This window comes from Microbacterium sp. 2FI, from assembly GCF_005502885.1.
In the GTDB taxonomy this organism is placed as follows: domain Bacteria; phylum Actinomycetota; class Actinomycetes; order Actinomycetales; family Microbacteriaceae; genus Microbacterium.
This window is the reverse complement of the sequence record NZ_SCMR01000015.1, coordinates 60,701-78,312: the sequence shown is the minus strand read 5'-3', so window position 1 is coordinate 78,312 and position 17,612 is coordinate 60,701. Positions and strand designations below refer to the sequence as shown.

12 protein-coding genes are annotated in these 17,612 nt (G+C 65.0%); 8 read left to right on the top strand and 4 right to left on the bottom strand.

Translation table 11 applies throughout. The features are described from left to right. Window positions 1–180: 180 nt before the first annotated feature. The 6 genes from FFS15_RS12790 (at window position 181) to FFS15_RS12765 (ending at window position 8,864) form a co-directional block, all read left to right on the top strand. Complete coding sequence (locus FFS15_RS12790; RefSeq protein ID WP_137845422.1) at window positions 181–1,503, top strand: extracellular solute-binding protein; 1,323 nt, start codon at window positions 181–183, stop codon at window positions 1,501–1,503. A gap of 76 nt (window positions 1,504–1,579) precedes the next feature. Further along, on the top strand, window positions 1,580–2,542 hold the full coding sequence (locus FFS15_RS12785) for a sugar ABC transporter permease (protein ID WP_137845421.1): 963 nt from the start codon (window positions 1,580–1,582) through the stop codon (window positions 2,540–2,542). Beyond that, window positions 2,539–3,369, top strand: a complete 831-nt coding sequence (locus FFS15_RS12780) for a carbohydrate ABC transporter permease (RefSeq protein ID WP_137845452.1) — start codon at window positions 2,539–2,541, stop codon at window positions 3,367–3,369. Before FFS15_RS12785 ends, FFS15_RS12780 begins: the two co-directional genes overlap by 4 nt. Before the next feature lie 9 nt (window positions 3,370–3,378). After that, a complete protein-coding gene (locus FFS15_RS12775) occupies window positions 3,379–5,772 on the top strand; it encodes a glycoside hydrolase family 3 C-terminal domain-containing protein (RefSeq protein WP_137845420.1) in 2,394 nt (797 codons plus the stop codon). Continuing rightward, window positions 5,769–8,069, top strand: coding sequence for an alpha-L-rhamnosidase (locus FFS15_RS12770; RefSeq protein WP_249354042.1), 2,301 nt, complete (start codon window positions 5,769–5,771; stop codon window positions 8,067–8,069). The genes FFS15_RS12775 and FFS15_RS12770 overlap by 4 nt, the downstream gene beginning before the upstream one ends. A 9-nt stretch (window positions 8,070–8,078) precedes the next feature. Continuing rightward, window positions 8,079–8,864 (top strand): nucleotidyltransferase domain-containing protein, encoded by a 786-nt coding sequence (locus FFS15_RS12765; RefSeq protein WP_137845419.1) that lies wholly within the window; start codon window positions 8,079–8,081, stop codon window positions 8,862–8,864. Here the strand turns inward: FFS15_RS12765 and FFS15_RS12760 are convergent. Continuing rightward, complete coding sequence (locus tag FFS15_RS12760; protein WP_249354040.1) at window positions 8,861–9,628, bottom strand: substrate-binding domain-containing protein; 768 nt, start codon at window positions 9,626–9,628, stop codon at window positions 8,861–8,863. The two genes, FFS15_RS12765 and FFS15_RS12760, sit on opposite strands and share 4 nt — an antisense overlap. Before the next feature lie 508 nt (window positions 9,629–10,136). Between FFS15_RS12760 and FFS15_RS12755 the strand changes: the two genes are divergently transcribed. Next, window positions 10,137–11,150 carry a LacI family DNA-binding transcriptional regulator gene (locus FFS15_RS12755; protein ID WP_137845417.1) on the top strand — a complete coding sequence of 338 codons (1,014 nt, stop codon included), beginning with the start codon at window positions 10,137–10,139 and terminating at the stop codon, window positions 11,148–11,150. Between the two features lie 88 nt (window positions 11,151–11,238). On the opposite strand, the gene FFS15_RS12750 is transcribed toward FFS15_RS12755, so the two are convergent. Together FFS15_RS12750 and FFS15_RS12745 are read right to left on the bottom strand one after the other, a co-directional pair. Further along, window positions 11,239–12,075, bottom strand: a complete 837-nt coding sequence (locus FFS15_RS12750) for an alpha/beta hydrolase (RefSeq protein ID WP_249354038.1) — start codon at window positions 12,073–12,075, stop codon at window positions 11,239–11,241. 95 nt (window positions 12,076–12,170) lie between these two features. Next, window positions 12,171–13,487, bottom strand: a complete 1,317-nt coding sequence (locus FFS15_RS12745; RefSeq protein WP_137845415.1) for an MFS transporter — start codon at window positions 13,485–13,487, stop codon at window positions 12,171–12,173. A gap of 172 nt (window positions 13,488–13,659) precedes the next feature. Between FFS15_RS12745 and FFS15_RS12740 the strand changes: the two genes are divergently transcribed. After that, the gene (locus FFS15_RS12740; RefSeq protein ID WP_137845414.1) at window positions 13,660–16,323 is read left to right on the top strand and encodes an alpha-L-rhamnosidase; all 2,664 of its coding nucleotides are present in this window, start codon (window positions 13,660–13,662) and stop codon (window positions 16,321–16,323) included. Here the strand turns inward: FFS15_RS12740 and FFS15_RS12735 are convergent. Then, entirely contained in the window at window positions 16,302–17,498 is a 1,197-nt protein-coding gene (locus FFS15_RS12735) for an FAD-dependent oxidoreductase (RefSeq protein WP_171013187.1), read from the bottom strand. The genes FFS15_RS12740 and FFS15_RS12735 overlap by 22 nt on opposite strands. Window positions 17,499–17,612 lie beyond the last annotated feature (114 nt).

Genomic DNA, 17,612 nt, shown 5'->3' with positions numbered 1-17,612 from the left:
CTGGGGGTGCGAAATCGCTCGTTCCGAGTGGAACGGTTTACAAAGTCTAGTAGATCGGTCTACACTTTGGGATGTAGCCCGCTACAAACGACTCCGGACAACTTCGGTCGCCCTGAGTCGAGCACCCGCAATCACGCTGCAACGACAACAAAGAAGTTGCGCACTTACATGGAGGTAAGAATGCTTGCCAATCGATCCCGGCGCGCGGTGATGATGTCGATCACCGGTGCATCCGTGCTCGCGCTCTCCCTCGCCGGCTGTTCCGCCGGCGGCGGCGAAGAGAACTCGGACGGCAGCGTCACGCTGTCGTACCTCGTAGACAACGGAGAGCAGACCGTTGCCACGAACGAGGCCCTGATCGCCGCGTTCGAAGAGAGCAACCCCGACATCACGATCGAGATCGACACCCGGCCGCCCGGCGCCGACGGTGACAACCTGATCAAGACCAAACTCTCGACTGGCGAGATGAACGACCTGTTCTTCTACAACACCGGATCGCTGCTGCAGGCTCTGAACCCTGACGAGACGCTTGTGAACCTCGCAGACGAGTCATGGGTCGGCAAGCTCGATGAGAACTTCACTCAGACGGTCACCACGGACAACGGCCTCTACGGTGCGCCCGGCGGCCAGTCCATGGGCGGCGTGATGCTGTACAACAAGGACATCTACGAGGAACTCAGTCTCGAGGTTCCGACCACGTGGGACGACTTCATGGCGAACAACGCCGCGATCCTAGAGTCGGGGCTTGCTGCACCGGTCATCCAGACCTACGCCGACACCTGGTCCTCGCAACTGTTCGTGCTCGGCGACTTCTTCAACGTGTCTTCGGTGGATCCCGACTGGGCGGAGAAGTACACCGCGAATGAAGCCAAGTACGTCGACGAGCCCGCGCTCGCAGGATTCCAGAACCTGCAGGCCGTCTTCGACGCCGGCTACCTCAACGTGGACTACGCCTCCGCGACCTATGACGACGGAATTCGCATGATTTCGACCGGCGAAGGCGCCCACTACCCGATGCTCACTTTCGCCGCGTCAGCGATCGCCGCGAACTACCCGGATGCGGTCGACGTCGTCGGCACCTTCCCGATCCCGTCCCGTGAGAGCGACGCCAACGGGCTCACTGTGTGGATGCCGAGCGCGACCTACATCCCGAAGACCACCGAGGGTGCCAAGCTCGAGGCAGCCAAGAAGTTCCTGGACTTCCTGACGACTCCCGAGGCATGCGACATCCTGAGCGAAGAAATCGCCCCGACCGGTCCGTTCGTCGTTGAGGGCTGCACGCTGCCCGATGACGTTCCCGCGCTCGTGTCCGACATGCAGCCGTTCTTCGACGAGGGCAAGACCGGACTCGCGCTCGAGTTCCTGTCCCCGATCAAGGGACCTGCGCTCGAGCAGATCACCGTCGCAGTCGGCTCGGGAATCACTCCCGCTGAGGAGGGCGCAGCGCAGTACGACGAGGATGTCAAGAAGCAGGCCCAGCAACTGGGCCTCGAGGGCTGGTAGGCCAGCACCAATAGAGCGGTGGGTTGGGCGCCCCAGGGCGTCCAACCCACCCCTTGCAGACTTCAATGGAGATGATATGAGCACGGCATCAGCGGTGAGCGCCGCGTCAGCAGCAGAGCTGCTGGTCGACCTGCCAGACGGACCGAAGAAGCGGCGTAGGTGGCGCGGTCGAGTCGCAGGCGGCAATAACAGTTCCTACCCGATGTGGTTCTATCTGCCGGCCGGGATCTTCTACCTGCTGCTCTTCCTAATCCCCACCGGCGCGTCCTTCTACTTCGCGCTGACGAGATGGACGCTGTTCGACGTCGAATTCATCGGGTTGGACAACTTCGTCGCCTTCTTCAACGAGCAGGCGTTGGTCGCCGGCTTCACGAACACCTTCATCTACGCGTTCCTGACCTCGGGCGCTAAGGTCGTCCTCGGAATGGCGCTCGGAGTCCTCCTCGCATCGCAGTTGATCGGACGCGGCTTCCTTCGCAGCGTGATCTTCTTTCCCGTTCTGGTGAGCACAATCGGGATCGGTGTCACCTTCAAGGCCCTCCTCGACCCGTTTGACGGCGTCGTGAACCAGGCGCTGGCCGCCATCGGGATCACAGGACCTGGGTGGCTGACCGACCCGCAGTGGGCGCTCTTCTCTGTGGCCATGGTGGATGTCTGGAAGGGTGTCGGCCTCGCCACCCTGATCTACCTCGCAGGCATCGCCGCCATTCCGCAGGAGTACAACGAGGCAGCAAAGGTGGACGGCGCATCGTCGTGGCAGAACTTCTGGCACGTGACATTGCCGCTGCTGCGACCGGCAACGGCAACCGTCATTCTGCTCTCGTTGATCGGCGGCCTGCGCTCGTTCGACCTGATCTGGACCATGACCAAGGGTGGGCCAGGCTTCAGCAGCGATGTCATCGCATCCGTCATCTACAAGCAGTACCAAGCGGGGTTCTTCGGCCTCTCCACCGCCGGAAACGTGATCCTGTTCATCGTCGTCGCCGCAATCATCTTCCCGCTCTCGGCGTGGCTCAATCGGGGGAGCAAGGAATCATGAGAAACACTGCTTGGCGCTGGGGAGGCGGCATCACCGCCATCGCCCTCTCGATCGTCGTCTTCATTGTTCCGTTCGCATTCATCCTGTTCATCGCTGCCAAGTCGCAGCAGGAAGCGTCGCTGCTGCAGTTCACGTGGCCGACCGAGTGGCAGCTCTGGGAAAACATCGTCACCGTATTCCAGACCCGCGACTTCCTGCTCGTCACCGCCTTCATCAACAGCACAATCCTCACGGTGGTCTCCGTCGCGGCCCTGGTCGTGCTGGCCGCGATGGTCGGATTCGTCCTCCAACGCCGCCGGAGCCGGTGGAACCCCTTCATTAATGCTCTGGTCCTCGCCGGGCTGATCATCCCGCCCGCGGTCGTTCCCACAATCTGGGCGATGCAGACGCTCGGGATCTTCAAGACGCTGGGCGGGCTGATCGCGGTGCACATCGCGTTTGGGTTGCCGTTCTGCATCCTCCTCTTCACTGCCTTTATGTCAACGGTGCCGCGCGAGTTGGACGAGGCGGCGATCATCGATGGTGCCGGACCGCTGCGGCTGTTCTTCAAGGTCATACTGCCCCTCCTCCGACCGGTGATGGTGACCGTGATCGTGGTGCAGTCGCTGGCGATCTTCAACGACTTCACGTACGCGCTGTACTTCCTGCCCGGCGATGAGAACGCCACCGTCCAGCTGCTGCTCTACACCTTCTCTGCGCAGAACCTCAGTCAATGGAATCTGCTCTTCACCAACATCCTGCTCATCACGATCCCGCCCCTGCTGATGTACATCTTCTTCAACCGGCAGATCGTTTCGGGCATGACGTCCGGTGCGGTGAAGGGCTGAACCGTCGAAATGGAAGATTTGAACGCGGCCATACCGCTGACCCACGAACAGAAGATCGCGGTTGCACTCAACGACCTTCCCGCAGCGGATCTGCCCGAGCTGATCTACACCGACGGACCCAATGGAATCCGCGGCGCCGACGGCGCGACGGCCTTCCCCTCGGGCCTAGCGGTCGCGGCATCCTTCGATGTCGACCTCGCAGAGCGGTTTGGGATCGCACTTGGCCGCGAAAGTCTCGCGGCGGGCCGCAACGGGATCCTCGCGCCGGGACTCGACATCGCTCGTGTAGCGTGGGCCGGCCGTATTGCCGAAGCGCTCGGTGAAGACCCCGTCCTCGTCGGGGACGTGGGCGCTGCCATCGTCCGAGGCATCCAATCGCAGGGGGTTCTCGCTGTCCCCAAACACTTCGTCGCAAACAACTTCGAGTACCTGCGCACCGGTCTCGGGCCACTCGGTCGCCGAACCGCGGCGATCGATGTGAAGGTCACGCCTCGCGCTCTGCGTGAAGTATATGCGGAGCCATTCCGGCGTGCACTGATGGCAGGCGGAGCGGGCGCGGTCCTCAGCTCCTACAACAGGATCGGCGGTGACTATGTCTCCGAGAGCACCGATATCCTCAACATCCTGCGTGAATGGGGCTGGGACGGCTTCATAACTCCAGACTTCCTACACGCCGTTCGGGACGACGCCCGTGCTCTCGCCGCAGGGCTGGACTTTCCCGCCCTCGGCGGAACTGCGGGCCGCACCGACGCGATGGTCCGGGGACTCTCCGAGCAGGGCCTCGACGACATCGTGCGCCACACTCGATGGGCGGTTGCGCAGGCTGACGTCAAAGTGGCTCCACCCACGACGGAGCCTGTGGACGATCACCGCTCACAAGATCTTGCGCAGGAGATCCTCGAACGTGGAAGCGTCCTCCTTGCCAACCGCGGCATCTTGCCGCTTGACCGCGACACAATCGGCTCGATCGCGCTCGTCGGAATTGACAACGTCGACCATCTCATTGTGATGGGCGGTTCGGCCGCGGTAACGCTGAGCCCCACCCGGATCGCGTTGCTCGCCGACGCGCTCGCCGAGTGCGGGCCAGTTGAGGTCACGACTATTGCGGGATCGCGTGGGGACGTCCCTCTGCCGACTTGGAGCGGCCAGGTCGACGTGACCATTACTGACGAAACGACGGGCGCGATCACCCATCGAACGCTGGACCAGTTCGCTCTCCACGAGCCGCTGGTCCCGGCCACCGAAGACTGGTCGGCCGTCCTCTCGGCAGTGTTCGTCCCCGAACTGACGGGCGAACACCTGATCAGTCTCACCTTCGGCGGCGAGGCGAGCCTCTACCTCAACGACGAGCTCCTCGCGTCGGGGTATCGAGAAGCGTCACCGATGATCCACGGCCCCGAATACCCGGTGCAGGCGACCGTGATGCTTCAGGCCGGAACCCCAGCGACGCTGCGTGTCGAGTACCAGAGCGGTCCGGCATTCCGGATCCCTCCGATCGTGACCCCGGGTGTCAAAGTCGGCCTTGCCGAACCCGATGACAGGATCGCCGCCGCAGCAAAGGCGGCAACCGCCGCCGACGTCGCCGTCGTCGTGGTCGGACGGGTCAGTGGGGAGGCGATGGATGTGGAGTCGCTGTCCTTGCCAGGCGATCAGGAACGCCTCGTTCGAGAGATCGCGCGCGCCAACCCAAACACCGTGGTCGTCACCTGTGGCGCCGGACCCATTGTGATGCCCTGGGCCGACGACGTTGCCGCAGTGCTGCACGTCTGGAATCCTGGCGAGCGATTCGCCCCGGCTCTCGCTCGACTGATGTTCGGCGATGCGGAGCCGGGCGGCCGGCTTCCACTTACGTTCCCCATCTCGGAACAGACGACTCCTGTCAGCACGCTCGCCCAGTATCCCGGCATCGACGGTGTCGCCGACTATTCAGAGGATCTGCTCGTCGGATACCGCTGGTTCCACGCCCATCAACACCGACCGGCCTTCGCCTTCGGTCACGGACTCGGATACACCGCGTTCTCCATCGAGGGTATCGAGTCGTTGACGGTGGCGGAGAGCCAAATCGACGTTCGTGTCCGAATCCGCAACGATGGCGCTCGCGTGGGAAGAACCGTCGTGCAGCTGTACCAAACACCGCCAGCCGCGGCGGAGAGTCCGGCCCGCACCCTCGTAGGATTCGCGCCGATCGAGTTGGGCGCGGGTGCAGGTGCCAAAGTATCCGTGACCATCCCACTGAGAGACCTGGCCATCTGGGACGCCGAGCACGCCGCTTACCGCGTCATCGAAGGCCAATACCTCTTCGAGGCGGGACTTTCCAGCACCGACATCGGCGCTTCCGCAAGCGCGACCCTCGGATCACGGGTATACCCAACGTCCTCGACGATGAAAGCAGAATCCTCGTGAACGCATTCCAAGGCGCCTTCACCGCCCCTGATGAGGAGTTCGACGGGTCACCTCTCCTGCGTACCGAAGTAGCCCTCGATGCGGGCCACGGACCTGTCGTGAACGCCACGATGCGGCTCTCCGCACTCGGTGTCGTTGAGGCGTACGTGAACGGTATGGCGGTCTCGGAAGACGTCCTCACTCCCGGATGGAGCAGCTACGAGTGGCGGCTGCGATTCGCGGTGTACGACGTGACGGCAATTCTCACCGCGTCTCTCTCCGAGTCAGACCACAATCGGGTTGCGATCGGCGTTGCGCTGGGAAACGGGTGGTACCGGGGCCGGCTGGGCTGGCACGGTGGTGCACCGCCGTATGGTCCCGAACTTGCCGCCCTTGTCGACATCGAGATTGTCTTCGACGACGGACACGTCCAGCGGATCGTCACCGACGACTCATGGCGTTGCGGGCCAAGCGCTACTACTGCGAACAGCCTGTACGACGGTCAACACATCGACGCGCGGCGCCAGCAGATCGCCTGGAACCGGGTTGGATTCGACGACTCGGCCTGGGTGGGGACTCATCTGGTTGACGTCGACCTCGCCAAACTGGAGCCATACATCGGCCCGCCGGTGCGCCGGCAGCAGACGATCACACCGGTGCGGATCTGGGAAAGTCCTGCGGGAAAGGTTCTCGTCGACTACGGGCAGAACCTCGTCGGGTGGATCCGGGTGCAGGTACAGGGTGACGTCGGGGATGTCGTTACGATTCGCCATGCGGAGGTGCTCGAGCACGCTGAACTCGGCACACGGCCGCTGCGGTCAGCGCAGGCAACAGATCAATTCACGCTGAGCGGCGGAGTAGACGAGTTCGAGCCCACGTTCACGTTCCACGGATTTCGCTATGCCGAGGTCGAAGGGTGGCCGGGTGGCCTCGCAGCGGTTCGCCCGGAGAACTTGACGGCCGTCGTCGTGCATTCCGAGTTGCAGCGCATCGGCACATTCGAGTGCTCGAACGAGCAGCTGAACCGACTGCATCAGAACGTGGTGTGGGGCATGCGCGGCAACTTCCTCGATGTGCCTACCGACTGTCCGCAGCGGGACGAACGGCTGGGTTGGACCGGGGACATTGCTGCTTTCGCCCCGACAGCCGCGTACCTGTACGACGTGAAGGGCTTCCTACAGGACTGGCTCCGTGACCTGGCGCTCGAGCAGCAGCACCAGGACGGCATAGTCCCGTTCGTCGTCCCAGACATTCTCAAGTACATGGGCATACCCGCGGCTTTCTCGCCGCTCGACTCCACCGCAGTGTGGAGCGACGCCGCAGCCTGGGTGCCATGGGCGTTGTGGCAGGCATACGGAGACCTCGACGTGCTTCAAGACTCGTTCCCCTCGATGTCCGCGCACGCACGACGTGTACGGTCGCTGCTCTCCGATCGGGGGATCTGGGAGTCCGGGTTCCAGTTCGGCGACTGGCTCGACCCTGACGCTCCGCCTCATGAGGCCGCGAACGCGAAGGCAGACCCGTACGTCGTCGCCACCGCCTGCGCATTCCGGACCGCGCAGATCGTTGCCGAGTCGGCCGCTTTGACCGGACGGGAAGCGGAGGCGGAAGAATTCCATCGGATGGCAGATGACCTGCGTTCCTCGTTCCGACAGGCCTACGTCCGCGGTCAGCGGATCCACAGCGACTGCACGACCGTATACGCCTTGGCGATTGTGTTCGGGCTTCTGGAATCCGACGACCTGGCGTGGGCGGGCTCGCGGCTCGAGGAGCTCGTTGTCGAGAGCGACTTCCACATCTCGACGGGGTTCGCGGGCACGCCGTTCATCATGGACGCGCTGACTTCCACCGGCAGCATCGACACCGCCCACCGGCTTCTGCTCCAGGAGAACTGCCCGTCCTGGCTCTACCCGGTGACGATGGGTGCGACCACCGTATGGGAGCGCTGGGACTCCATGCTTCCCGATGGCACCATCAATCCCGGTGACATGACGAGCTTCAACCACTACGCGCTCGGCGCGGTCGCCGATTGGATGCACCGGTCGCTTGCAGGTCTTGCGCCGCTCGAGCCCGGGTATCGTCGCATCCTCTTTTCGCCCCAGCCCGGAAACGCGCTGGAGTGGGCGGCCGCCACCCTGCGAACGCCGTTCGGCGACGCCTCCGTGAGATGGTCGCGCGACAACGGCGACGTCCGTGCCACCGTTGTCGTTCCCGCTGGCACCGTGGGAGTGTACATCGACGACCGGCTCGGTGAGGTGGAACTGGAACCGGGCGTCCACGAGATCCTCCTCACAGCGCCAGTTGCAGCTCGGCTCTAAGGGCACAGCTTGCAGCATCATGAAGACACCCTCCGCGCGTTCGTCGCGGCGCGGGAGAAGGAAGCAGCAGCACAAGGAGTCATTCTCGTCGGCTCGATAGCCCGAGGGGTGGAACGTATCGACTCCGATGTCGACGTCTACCTGGTTGTCGACGAGAGCGAATTCGAGCAAGCCCGATTTCGCAATCAACTGAGTTACGTCGACTACGGAGTGGCGACGTACACGGGCGGCTACGTCGACGTGAAGCTCGTCTCGCCGAGCTACCTCGAAATGGCCGAGTCGCGCGCGGATGACCCCACACGAGCGTCGTTCGTCGACGCGCGCGTTGCATGGACTCGCGGGACGGACTTCGTCACGCAGCTTTCACGTATCGTCGAGGTGCCCGAGGCTGCTTGGATCGAGAAGACCGAAACCTTCATTGCGCAACTCCGTCTCTACGCGGGCTACTTCGCTCCGCAGGGTGATGCGCTCGCCGACGAGTACCTGTTGCGGTGGGCTGCTGTCCATGCTGTGCAGGCGGCCGGTCGGGCTCTGCTCGCGGACAGCCGGATCCTGTTTCGGGGGAACAAATACCTCCAATCGCTTGTCGCCGGCCTACCGGACGCGCCGATCGGCTTTGCGCAGCTCTGTTCGCGCCTGCTTACGGAGCCGAGCGCCCAGACAGCGGGCGCATTGCTGAAAACCATGGAAGCGCATCGGCCATGGTCGATTAGCAGCACCCAGACTCTTTCGCTGTTCGTGGAGCAGAACGAACTGTCCTGGCTGACCGGTGCCGTTCCCGGCGAGTATCGCTAGCCTTCGAGCAGCTCTGGGCAGACCGCAACGACGACATGATCGTGCAGGGGGTCGTCGAGCTCCTGAAGCAGGAGGTCGACGGCTGTTGACCCCATCTGCTCCGCGGCCGGCAGGATGTGGACGACCTGCGGGAGTGCGTCGTTCGAGAGTGCGCGATCGTCAAAGGCCACGGTCGGCAGATTCCGGGATTTCCCCGTCGACATCGGCAGTGCGTCCTTCGTCGTGCCGCCGGAGTCCAGTCGCATCACGATGAGCCCGTCCGGCTCCCGGATCTGAGCACTCTGCGACTGTTCGCCGGTCGAGTTGAGCTTGGCAGCCCAGTCATTGACCCACTCCGCGTTGGTGAACTCCTGCACCGCGCGTCGAATTCCGGCGGCTCGCGCGGAAGCTCGGGGTGAAACCCCGCCGCCCGCGACGAGGAGTCGGCGGCATCCAAGATTGAGGAGGTGGCGGCCTGCGATCAGTCCGCCGAGTTCCTCATCGACGACGACCGAGCAGCCGCTTGATGTGTCTCGCTCGATGCCCACCGCAATAATCGGGGCGGGTGAGGGCGCTGCCGACAACGGAGGTGCGCCGTCGCCCAGCGCGGCGAGCGCCCCGGCGAACCTGTTCGCGTCGAGCAGTTGAGACATGCGAGCCTGACTCTGCGTGTCGAGCGCGGTAGGCGGATGAAGCAAGAGGGTGAATCCGCCCGCAGCGGCGCGGTGCATAGCGCCCTCCGCATACGCGGCGTAGCTATCTGCCGCGTGCCGGTCGACCAGCATTGCGATGATCTCCGCCCGACCACGCGCGAGCGCTCGGGCGGGACCACTCGGAAGGAATCCCAGTAGCCTGACCGCCTCGGCGATGCTCGCCGCGGTTTCCGGTGAAAGTCGCTCTCGATGGTTGTAGAAGTTCGAAACCGTCCCCGTTGCGACTCCTGCCAGTCTGGCGACATCGCGTGCGGTCGCTCTCCGCGACGAAGTGCCGGGCGCCGGCTGCTGGCCGCCCGCCTCTTGTGGTGACGTTGAGTGAGAGTTCGACATGTGTAGAGCGATCTACTTTGCAGTTACATAGTAACCCACTCGCGACGGTTGAGCGATCCCGGGATGGCGCGATGCGCGATGGCGTGCGGAGACGGTAGACGTGCGCGCCTCAACCTGAGATGTCCAAACGTGACAGCCGAGGACCCGGCCGACCTTGATAGACCAATCTACGTTTGCCGCTAGCATGTGTGGTCGGGATGCCCGCGACGGAGCGCCAATCTCAGTCGAGCGCGAGACGGAGTAGTAGATGTCATTGGATCGACGCCGAGCGGCCACGATCGAAGACGTTGCCAGGGCCGCGGGGGTGTCGCGCGCCGCCGTTTCCAAGGTGCTGCGCAACGCCTACGGCGTGAGTCCGGCCATGAGGGAAAAAGTGGGCAACGCGGTGACCGAGCTCGGCTACCGGCCGAAGATGGCTGCTCGAGCACTCGGGGGGCGCAGTTTCTCGATCGGCATCGGCTACTCCGATCTTGGCAACCCGTTCTTCATCCGCATGCTCAGCGGGATGCTGGGGGCTTTGGCAACGACGCCCTATCAGGCTGTCATCACGCCAACGCAGGAAGGTGCGCGGCAAGGCCTCGAGGCGCTGGAGGCGCTCATCGACCGACAGGTGGAGGGCATCGTAGCCGTTTCGCCGCGCGTAGCGCAGGAGGAAATTGAGCGGATCGCAGCGGACACGCCAGTCGTGATGTTCGGGAGGCACGATGTTTCGTCGGCCTACGATGCGGTGATCGGGGATGACGCCGAGGGGACTGTCCTCGCAATGGAGCATCTGGCCGGCCTTGGGCACCGCCGAATCGCGCACCTAACGGTGGCGGAATCAGAAACGCTCGCGGAAACCCCGCACAACATCCGCCGTCGCTCGTATACCTCCTTCATGGAGAGCTTGGGTCTCGCAGAGCCGGTGATCCTCCTAACAGAGGAAGGCCAGGACCCGGCGTACGCGTCCGTTGCTGAGGTTCTTCGAGCCGGCGCAGACTTCACCGCCATCTTCGCTGCACATGACGACCTCGCGATCGGAGCACTGGCGGCGGTCCGGGAGCACCGCCCCGACATCTCGGTCGTTGGCTACGACGACGTGCCGATAGCGCGGAACCCTGCTTTCGGCCTCACAACCGTGCACCAGCCCGGGTTCGAGATGGGTGCTCGCGCGGTGGAGCTCGTTCTCGAACGGCTTGCGGGTCGCTCAGAGGCCGTGCATGAGGTGTTCGCGCCCGTGCTTTGCGTGCGGACGTCAAGCTTCCCCCCACAGCCCATCTGATAGCACCGGCGCGAGTCCGAGTTGCCTCCGAGCGCCTCTGAAGTCCCGTCCAATCTCCGACCTGGCCTCGACAACGGCGCGGCACTGGTCAGCGAAGCGCGCGTCGCAGCGCCTCCGCCTGCTGCCGCCAGAACTCCTGACTGACCTTCGCATTGGACATCACGCTGTCGAATCCGTGGAACGCACCTGGCACTTCCACGGACTCGCAGCTCACGCCCGCCGCGCGCAGTCGGCGAGCATACTCGAGATCTTCGTCGTAGAAGAGGTCTATCGTTCCGACCCCGATCCAAGCGGGCGGCAAGCCGGTCAGATCCGCTCTGCGCGCGGGAGCCGCGTACGGCGAGATGTCGTCCGAACCGGGCGTAGCACCGGCGTAGACGGTCCAGGCGTATCGGTTGCTCCCCGGCGTCCAACCACGGAGCAAGCGGGTATCGACATCCGTCCGCACCACTGTGCGATCGTCGAGCATAGGATAGACGAGAAGCTGAATTACGGGAGTCACCTCGCCTCTGTCGTGTGCGTAGAGCGCGAGCGCTGCGGTCAAGCCTCCTCCGGCGCTCGCCCCGCCGATGGCGATGCGGGTCGGGTCGACATGGAACCTACCGGGCGTCCGGGCGACCGCGAGCAACCCGGCGTACGCGTCCTCTACCGCTGCGGGCGCGGGATGGTCGGGGGCGAGCCGATACGTCGCTGCGACGACGACGATTCCGAGTTCGCGCGCGAAGTTGATGCTGCTCTGTTCGTCAAGCAGCGGGGTTCCCATGATGAAGCCGCCGCCGTGGAGCCAGAAGAGGGCGGGCGCGGGGCCCTTCAGGTCTCGCGTGCGGTACACCCGCAGTTTCACTGGCGGGTTCTCGCGCAGCCCGGGCACGGTGACGTCCTCGATGATCATGTCGTCGGGTGCGGGCTTGGGTTTGCTGGCCATCCGGCGAGCGAGGCCCGACAGGCGCGGCCCCATCGAGATGGGCGGCAGAAAGCGCGCCTTGGCTAGGTCAGGGTGAAGAGTTCGTTTGGGCTGTGTCATCTCACGCCCTTGACCTTCAGCACCAGCAGCGCGCCGATCACGGTTGCCGCGGCGCCGATCACATAGAAGAGCGAGTACCCGCCGATCGCGGTCGTCGCTCCGATCGCGATGATGGGCGTTGCGAGGATTGGTCCGATCGACTGGGGCAGCGTGTTCGCTATGTTCAGCACCCCGAGGTCCTTCGCGGTGTCTCCCGTCTTCGGGAGCGTCTGTGTTGCCAGGGCGGTGTCCACCGAGAAGAACGCGCCGGCGCCGAAACTGATCACGGCCTGGGCCACGATGACCATCGTCGTATCGGGGGCGAATCCCAGCAGGAGGAGTCCGGCGGCGGTGATCAGCCCCGAGGCGACCACGAACGCGCGGCGACGCCCCAGTCGGTCGGAAAGCACTCCGCCACCGATGCCGGAGACGAGACCGGTCACCGTACCGGCGAGGTTCGAGAAGAGGATCACGGTGATCGCCTCCTGCTCGCCGAGGTTGAACCGCTCGGTGAGGTACAGCGGCAGGAACGAGGCGACACCGATGTACCCGAAGATGATGCAGAACTTCGAGAGCCACACCCATCCGAAGTCCGGCCATTTGCGCGGGTTGAACACGAAGGATCCCGCGAACTCGCGCAGGCCGAACTTCGCCGATGGCCGCGAGGTGCGCGGTTGGTCCTTCAGGATCAGCGCGAAGATGATGACCAGCACGAGGCCGATGGCGCCCGGGATGGCGAAGCGGAGCCAGTCTTCGGTGAGAGCTTGAGCGAGGGCGATGCCGCCGAGGATGGCGATCGAGGTGCCGATTCCAAGGAGACCGGACACCAGGCCGCGTCGGCTGGCGGGCACCTGCTCGGGCACCGTCGCGTTCATCGCGGCGGTCGCCATGTTGATGCCGGTCTGGACGACGCACCACAGCGCCATGACGACCCAGATCGTGGGGGTGAAGCCGATCCCGACCAAGGCGACGAAAGCCAGCGCCATTCCGCCGACGACCCAGGGGCGGCGCCGACCGAAGCGTGACATCGTCCGGTCCGACAAGCGGCCGGCGAGGGGGTTCACCACCATTCCGAACAGCGCGCCGAGCCCTAGGGTCAGACCCAGCGCGGTGGAGCCTTCCTCCGGCGTGGCGCTGATGTGCTGCAGCTTGAACGCGAGACCCACGATGATCGGTGCCAGCAGAGCGATGAGGATTCCGACATTCGCGATGGTGAGGGTCGCGACGTAGCCACGGGGCTCTCGGCCTTGGTGTTCGGTCGGGTCGATGGTGGCCTGGACGAGAACGGCCTCTGGGCTCCCGCCCGGGTTCGCGAGACTCGGCTGCTCCGACATGCTGTGCTCCTTTGCTTCCGGGCAACACTGCCGCGGTCGAATGGAGCATACATGAAACAGTACGATGGCGTACTCTTAGTTCTCTCGCGAGAACCGTAAGAGTGCAGGAGCCAGTCAGGCTTATGCGCGACCGGGCTCGACTGCCCCAAACCTCCCCAGAAAGCGTGCCCCGATGACGATCGCGCCCTCCGCACTCACGACGAATCGCCGGTCGCTTCCGCGGGGCATCGGCCCCGAAGCGCCGGAGTTCGCCTGGCTGCTCGCGCCCGGCGCCGAAGTCACGGCCGCACAGGTTGCCGTGTCCATCGACGGGGGTTTCGCTTCCGCCGACACGTGGGAGTCGGGCTGGGTGGACCGCGCTGCGCCGTTCGGGTTCACGTATGCGGGCCCGCCGCTCTCGTCCCGGACGACCTATCACTGGAGGGTTCGAGTCCGGGCCGGGGAAGAGGTCTCGCCGTGGAGTGCCACCGCGTCGTTCGAGACCGGCATCCTCGACCCCGCTGAGTGGGGTGCCGACTGGATCACGCATCCGCCCATGGAGCACATGGAGAAGTCGGCTCTCTACTTTCGATCGGAGACCGTGCTGTCGGCGCCTGTCGTCCGGGGTCGGGCGTACGTCAGTGCACTCGGGTGGTACCGGCTCTACATCAATGGCGTGGACCTCACCGGGCATTCGCTGGTCCCGCGCTGGACGCCCTACGACCAGTACGTCGAGTACCAGACCTACGACGTGACCGATGCCCTCGCCGCGGGCCTCAATGCGGTCGGGGTGGTGGTGGCAGAAGGGCGATTCCGAGGCAGCCTCGGGATGTCGAAGAAGGGTCGTGTATATGGCGACGACCTCTCGGTGATCGTTCAGATCCACCTCGATCTCGCCGACGGTACGACCGTCGAGATCCGCTCGGGAGAAGACTGGACGGTGGGGCGTGGCCGCATACGGACCTCCGACCCGAAGCACGGCGAGCGGGCTGATCTGCGGATCGACGACACCGCGTGGAAACGCCAAGGCGGGAACGTCTTGGAACCCCGGCCGGCGGTGCGTCTGGCGCCGCACGACCGTCAGCTGATCGCGGAGGACGTCGCCCGCGTCACGGCCATCGAAGAGCTGTCGGGTGTGGTCAGCGCCGCGCCGACCGGCACAGTGCTGATCGACTTCGGGCAGAATTTCGCTGGCGTGGCCAGGATCGAGCTGCCGGCGGGCGCCGGCAGAACCGTCCGGATCCTGTACAGCGAGGTCCTCACGCCAGCGGGTGAGCTGGATACCGGATACCTCGGCCTCGGCCATGGCGGCAGTGACAAATGGTTCCAGCGCGACGAGGTGGTGCTCGCGCACGATCCGGTCTCGTACACGCCGGCTTTCACGATCCATGGATTCCGGTACGTCGCTGTGGAGGGCCTCACTGCACCGCTGGCACCGGATGCTGCGACAGGCGTCGTCCTCTCGAGCGACCTCCCCGGTGTGTCGACCTTCAGTGCTTCCGACCCCCGACTTGAGCGGCTGTGGCAGAACGTGCTGTGGGGTCTGCGCTCGAACTTCGTCGACACTCCAACGGACTGCCCGACGCGAGAGCGAAGCGGGTGGACGGGCGACATCCAGGTCTTCGGTTCGACCGCCGCGCAGCTCGTCGACGCCGACGGCTTCCTCCGGCGATACCTCCGCAACGTCGCTGCCGAGCAGTACGACGACGGACGGGTGCCCCCCATCATCCCGACGGAGGACTCCGCGGGGAGGAAGCGCAACCCGATCCGCTTCTCCAGCACATCCGTGGGCTGGGGCGATGTCACGGTCCTCCTGCCCTGGACCCTGTATCAGTACTACGGCGACGTGGAGGTCCTGCGCCGCCAATACGACAGCGCCAGGGCCTGGGTGGACCAGCTCGCCCGAAGGGCCGCGACCAAGACGAGCCTGAGACGACGCCTGAGCGGAAAGGCCGGCGATCTGGAGGCGTACATCGTCGATACGGGGTACCACTGGGGCGAGTGGCTCCGACCGGGCGAAGGATTCAGCGAGGTGCTTGGCAATCTCGTCACACACCGACCGGTTGTCGCGTCGGCCTATTTCGCCTACTCCAGCACGGTCCTCGCCAGGATCGCGCACGTGCTCGGGCGCGAGGACGACGCACACCGATATACAGAACTCGGTTCGCGCGCGGCCGCCGCCTGGCGTTCCGCTTTCGTCCGCGATGGCGGGTCGAGGATCGGCGACGACAAGCAGGATGACTACGTCCGCGCTCTGGCGTTCGACCTGCTTCTTCCTGAGCATCGCTCCGTGGCGGCAGAGCGGCTCGTCGAGCTGATCACCACCGCGGGCGATCATCTCGGCACCGGCTTCCTCAGTACGCCGATGCTCCTGCCCGCCCTGGTCGAGGCCGGTCATGAGGACGTCGCGTACCGGGTGCTCTTCCAGGACACCGCACCGGCATGGCTCGACCAGGTCAAGAACGGCGCCACGACGATCTGGGAAAACTGGGAGGGCTATAAGGAGGACGGTCAGGCCAAGGGCTCGCACAACCACTACTCGTTCGGCAGCGTCGCCCGGTTCCTGCAGGAGCACATCGGAGGAGTGGCTCCCCTCGAGCCCGGCTACCGCAGATTCCTGGTCGCCCCGGCGGTTCGTTCGGGCCTGTCATGCGCCGGAACCTCGATCGAGACGCCGTACGGCCTCGCTTCAAACTCCTGGTCGATCAACGACGGTCGCGTCGAGCTGCAGGTGACGGTTCCGCCGGGAACCCAGGCGGTCGTGCAGGTGGGCGGTCACGACCGCGAGCTCGAGGCCGGAGAGCACTCGCTCACCTTCCCGCTGGCCGGCCCTCATCAGGACGCGCTGATCAGCTGATCCGCAGGCTTTGCGTCGGAAGCGATCTGGCGTCGGCCGAGCGCGAACTCGCGCGAGGCGTTGACCGCCTCCACGCAGCGCAGGCGACCATCGACACGATGCAACAGCGCGAACGATCCCGAAGCGGGATCGCCACGGACTTCGGTGTCGGCGTCGTTCGGGAGGAGGCCGGCGATCTGCAGCTTCCAATCGAACTGATCCGACCAGAACCAGGGCGGCGCCGGGACCGGTGACGCCGCGCCGGCGATCGTCGCTGCGACGATCCGCGCATGCTCGTTGGCGTTGTGGACGCTCTCCAGTCGGGCGGAGTCCGCAAAGGGCTGAAGGGGACGCCGCGCGACATCGCCGACGGCGAAGACATGTGGCGTCGATGTGCGTCCGCAGTCGTCCACGATGACTCCGTTGCTGCAGTCGAGTCCGGCGGTGCGCGCGAGCGTCTCATCGGGCACCGCCCCGATGGCGACCAGCACGGAATCGAACTCGCGGGGCGCACTCGAGCCGATGGTGACGTCGATGCCGCCTTGCGGATTCGACCTGAGGGCCTTCACATCGGCATCCACCAGAATCTCGACTCCGTGCACCTCGTGGTGTCGGGCGAGCTGCGCCGAGAGCTCGACGCTCGCGAGTCTGGCGAGAACGCGCGACTCCCGCTCGATCACGCAGACTTCGACGCCGAGGTGACGTGCGGTGGCCGCGACTTCCAGCCCGACGAAGCCTGCGCCGACGATGGCGAGTCGGGATCCCGGCGCGAGCAGCTCCTTGAGCGTCGCCGCGTCGGCGGCATCTCGCAGGCTGAGGAGCGGAAGCTGTCCATCGGTCTGCCCGGGGAGCGGGCGAGCCAGGGCCCCGGTGGCGAGCACGGCGAATTCGAAGCCGAACGTCCGGCCGTCGTCGAAGTGCGCGACGCGACGCTCCGCGTCCAGCTCCGCCACGCGGGTGCGCGAGAGCAGGCGGATGTCGTTCAGGTCGAAGTAGCCAGGAGGCTGGAGCCAGCCCGAGTCGGCGTCGGCATCGCCCTTCAGCCACGCCTTCGACAGCGGCGGGCGGTGGTACGGCGCGGCACCCTCTCCGTTCACCAGCGTGATCGATCCGGGGTAGCCGATCCGACGCAGCTCGGCGGCGACGGACACGCCGCCATGGCCGGCTCCGATGATCAGAACATCACACGATTCCATGAGCGTACGATATCGTACACTTATTGAGTCGCATAGACGCGAGTCTGCGGCCGAGTCAGCTCGGGCGCACGGTCTCTCGCTGCGCGATGAATCCATGAGTCATGCAATCGAGGA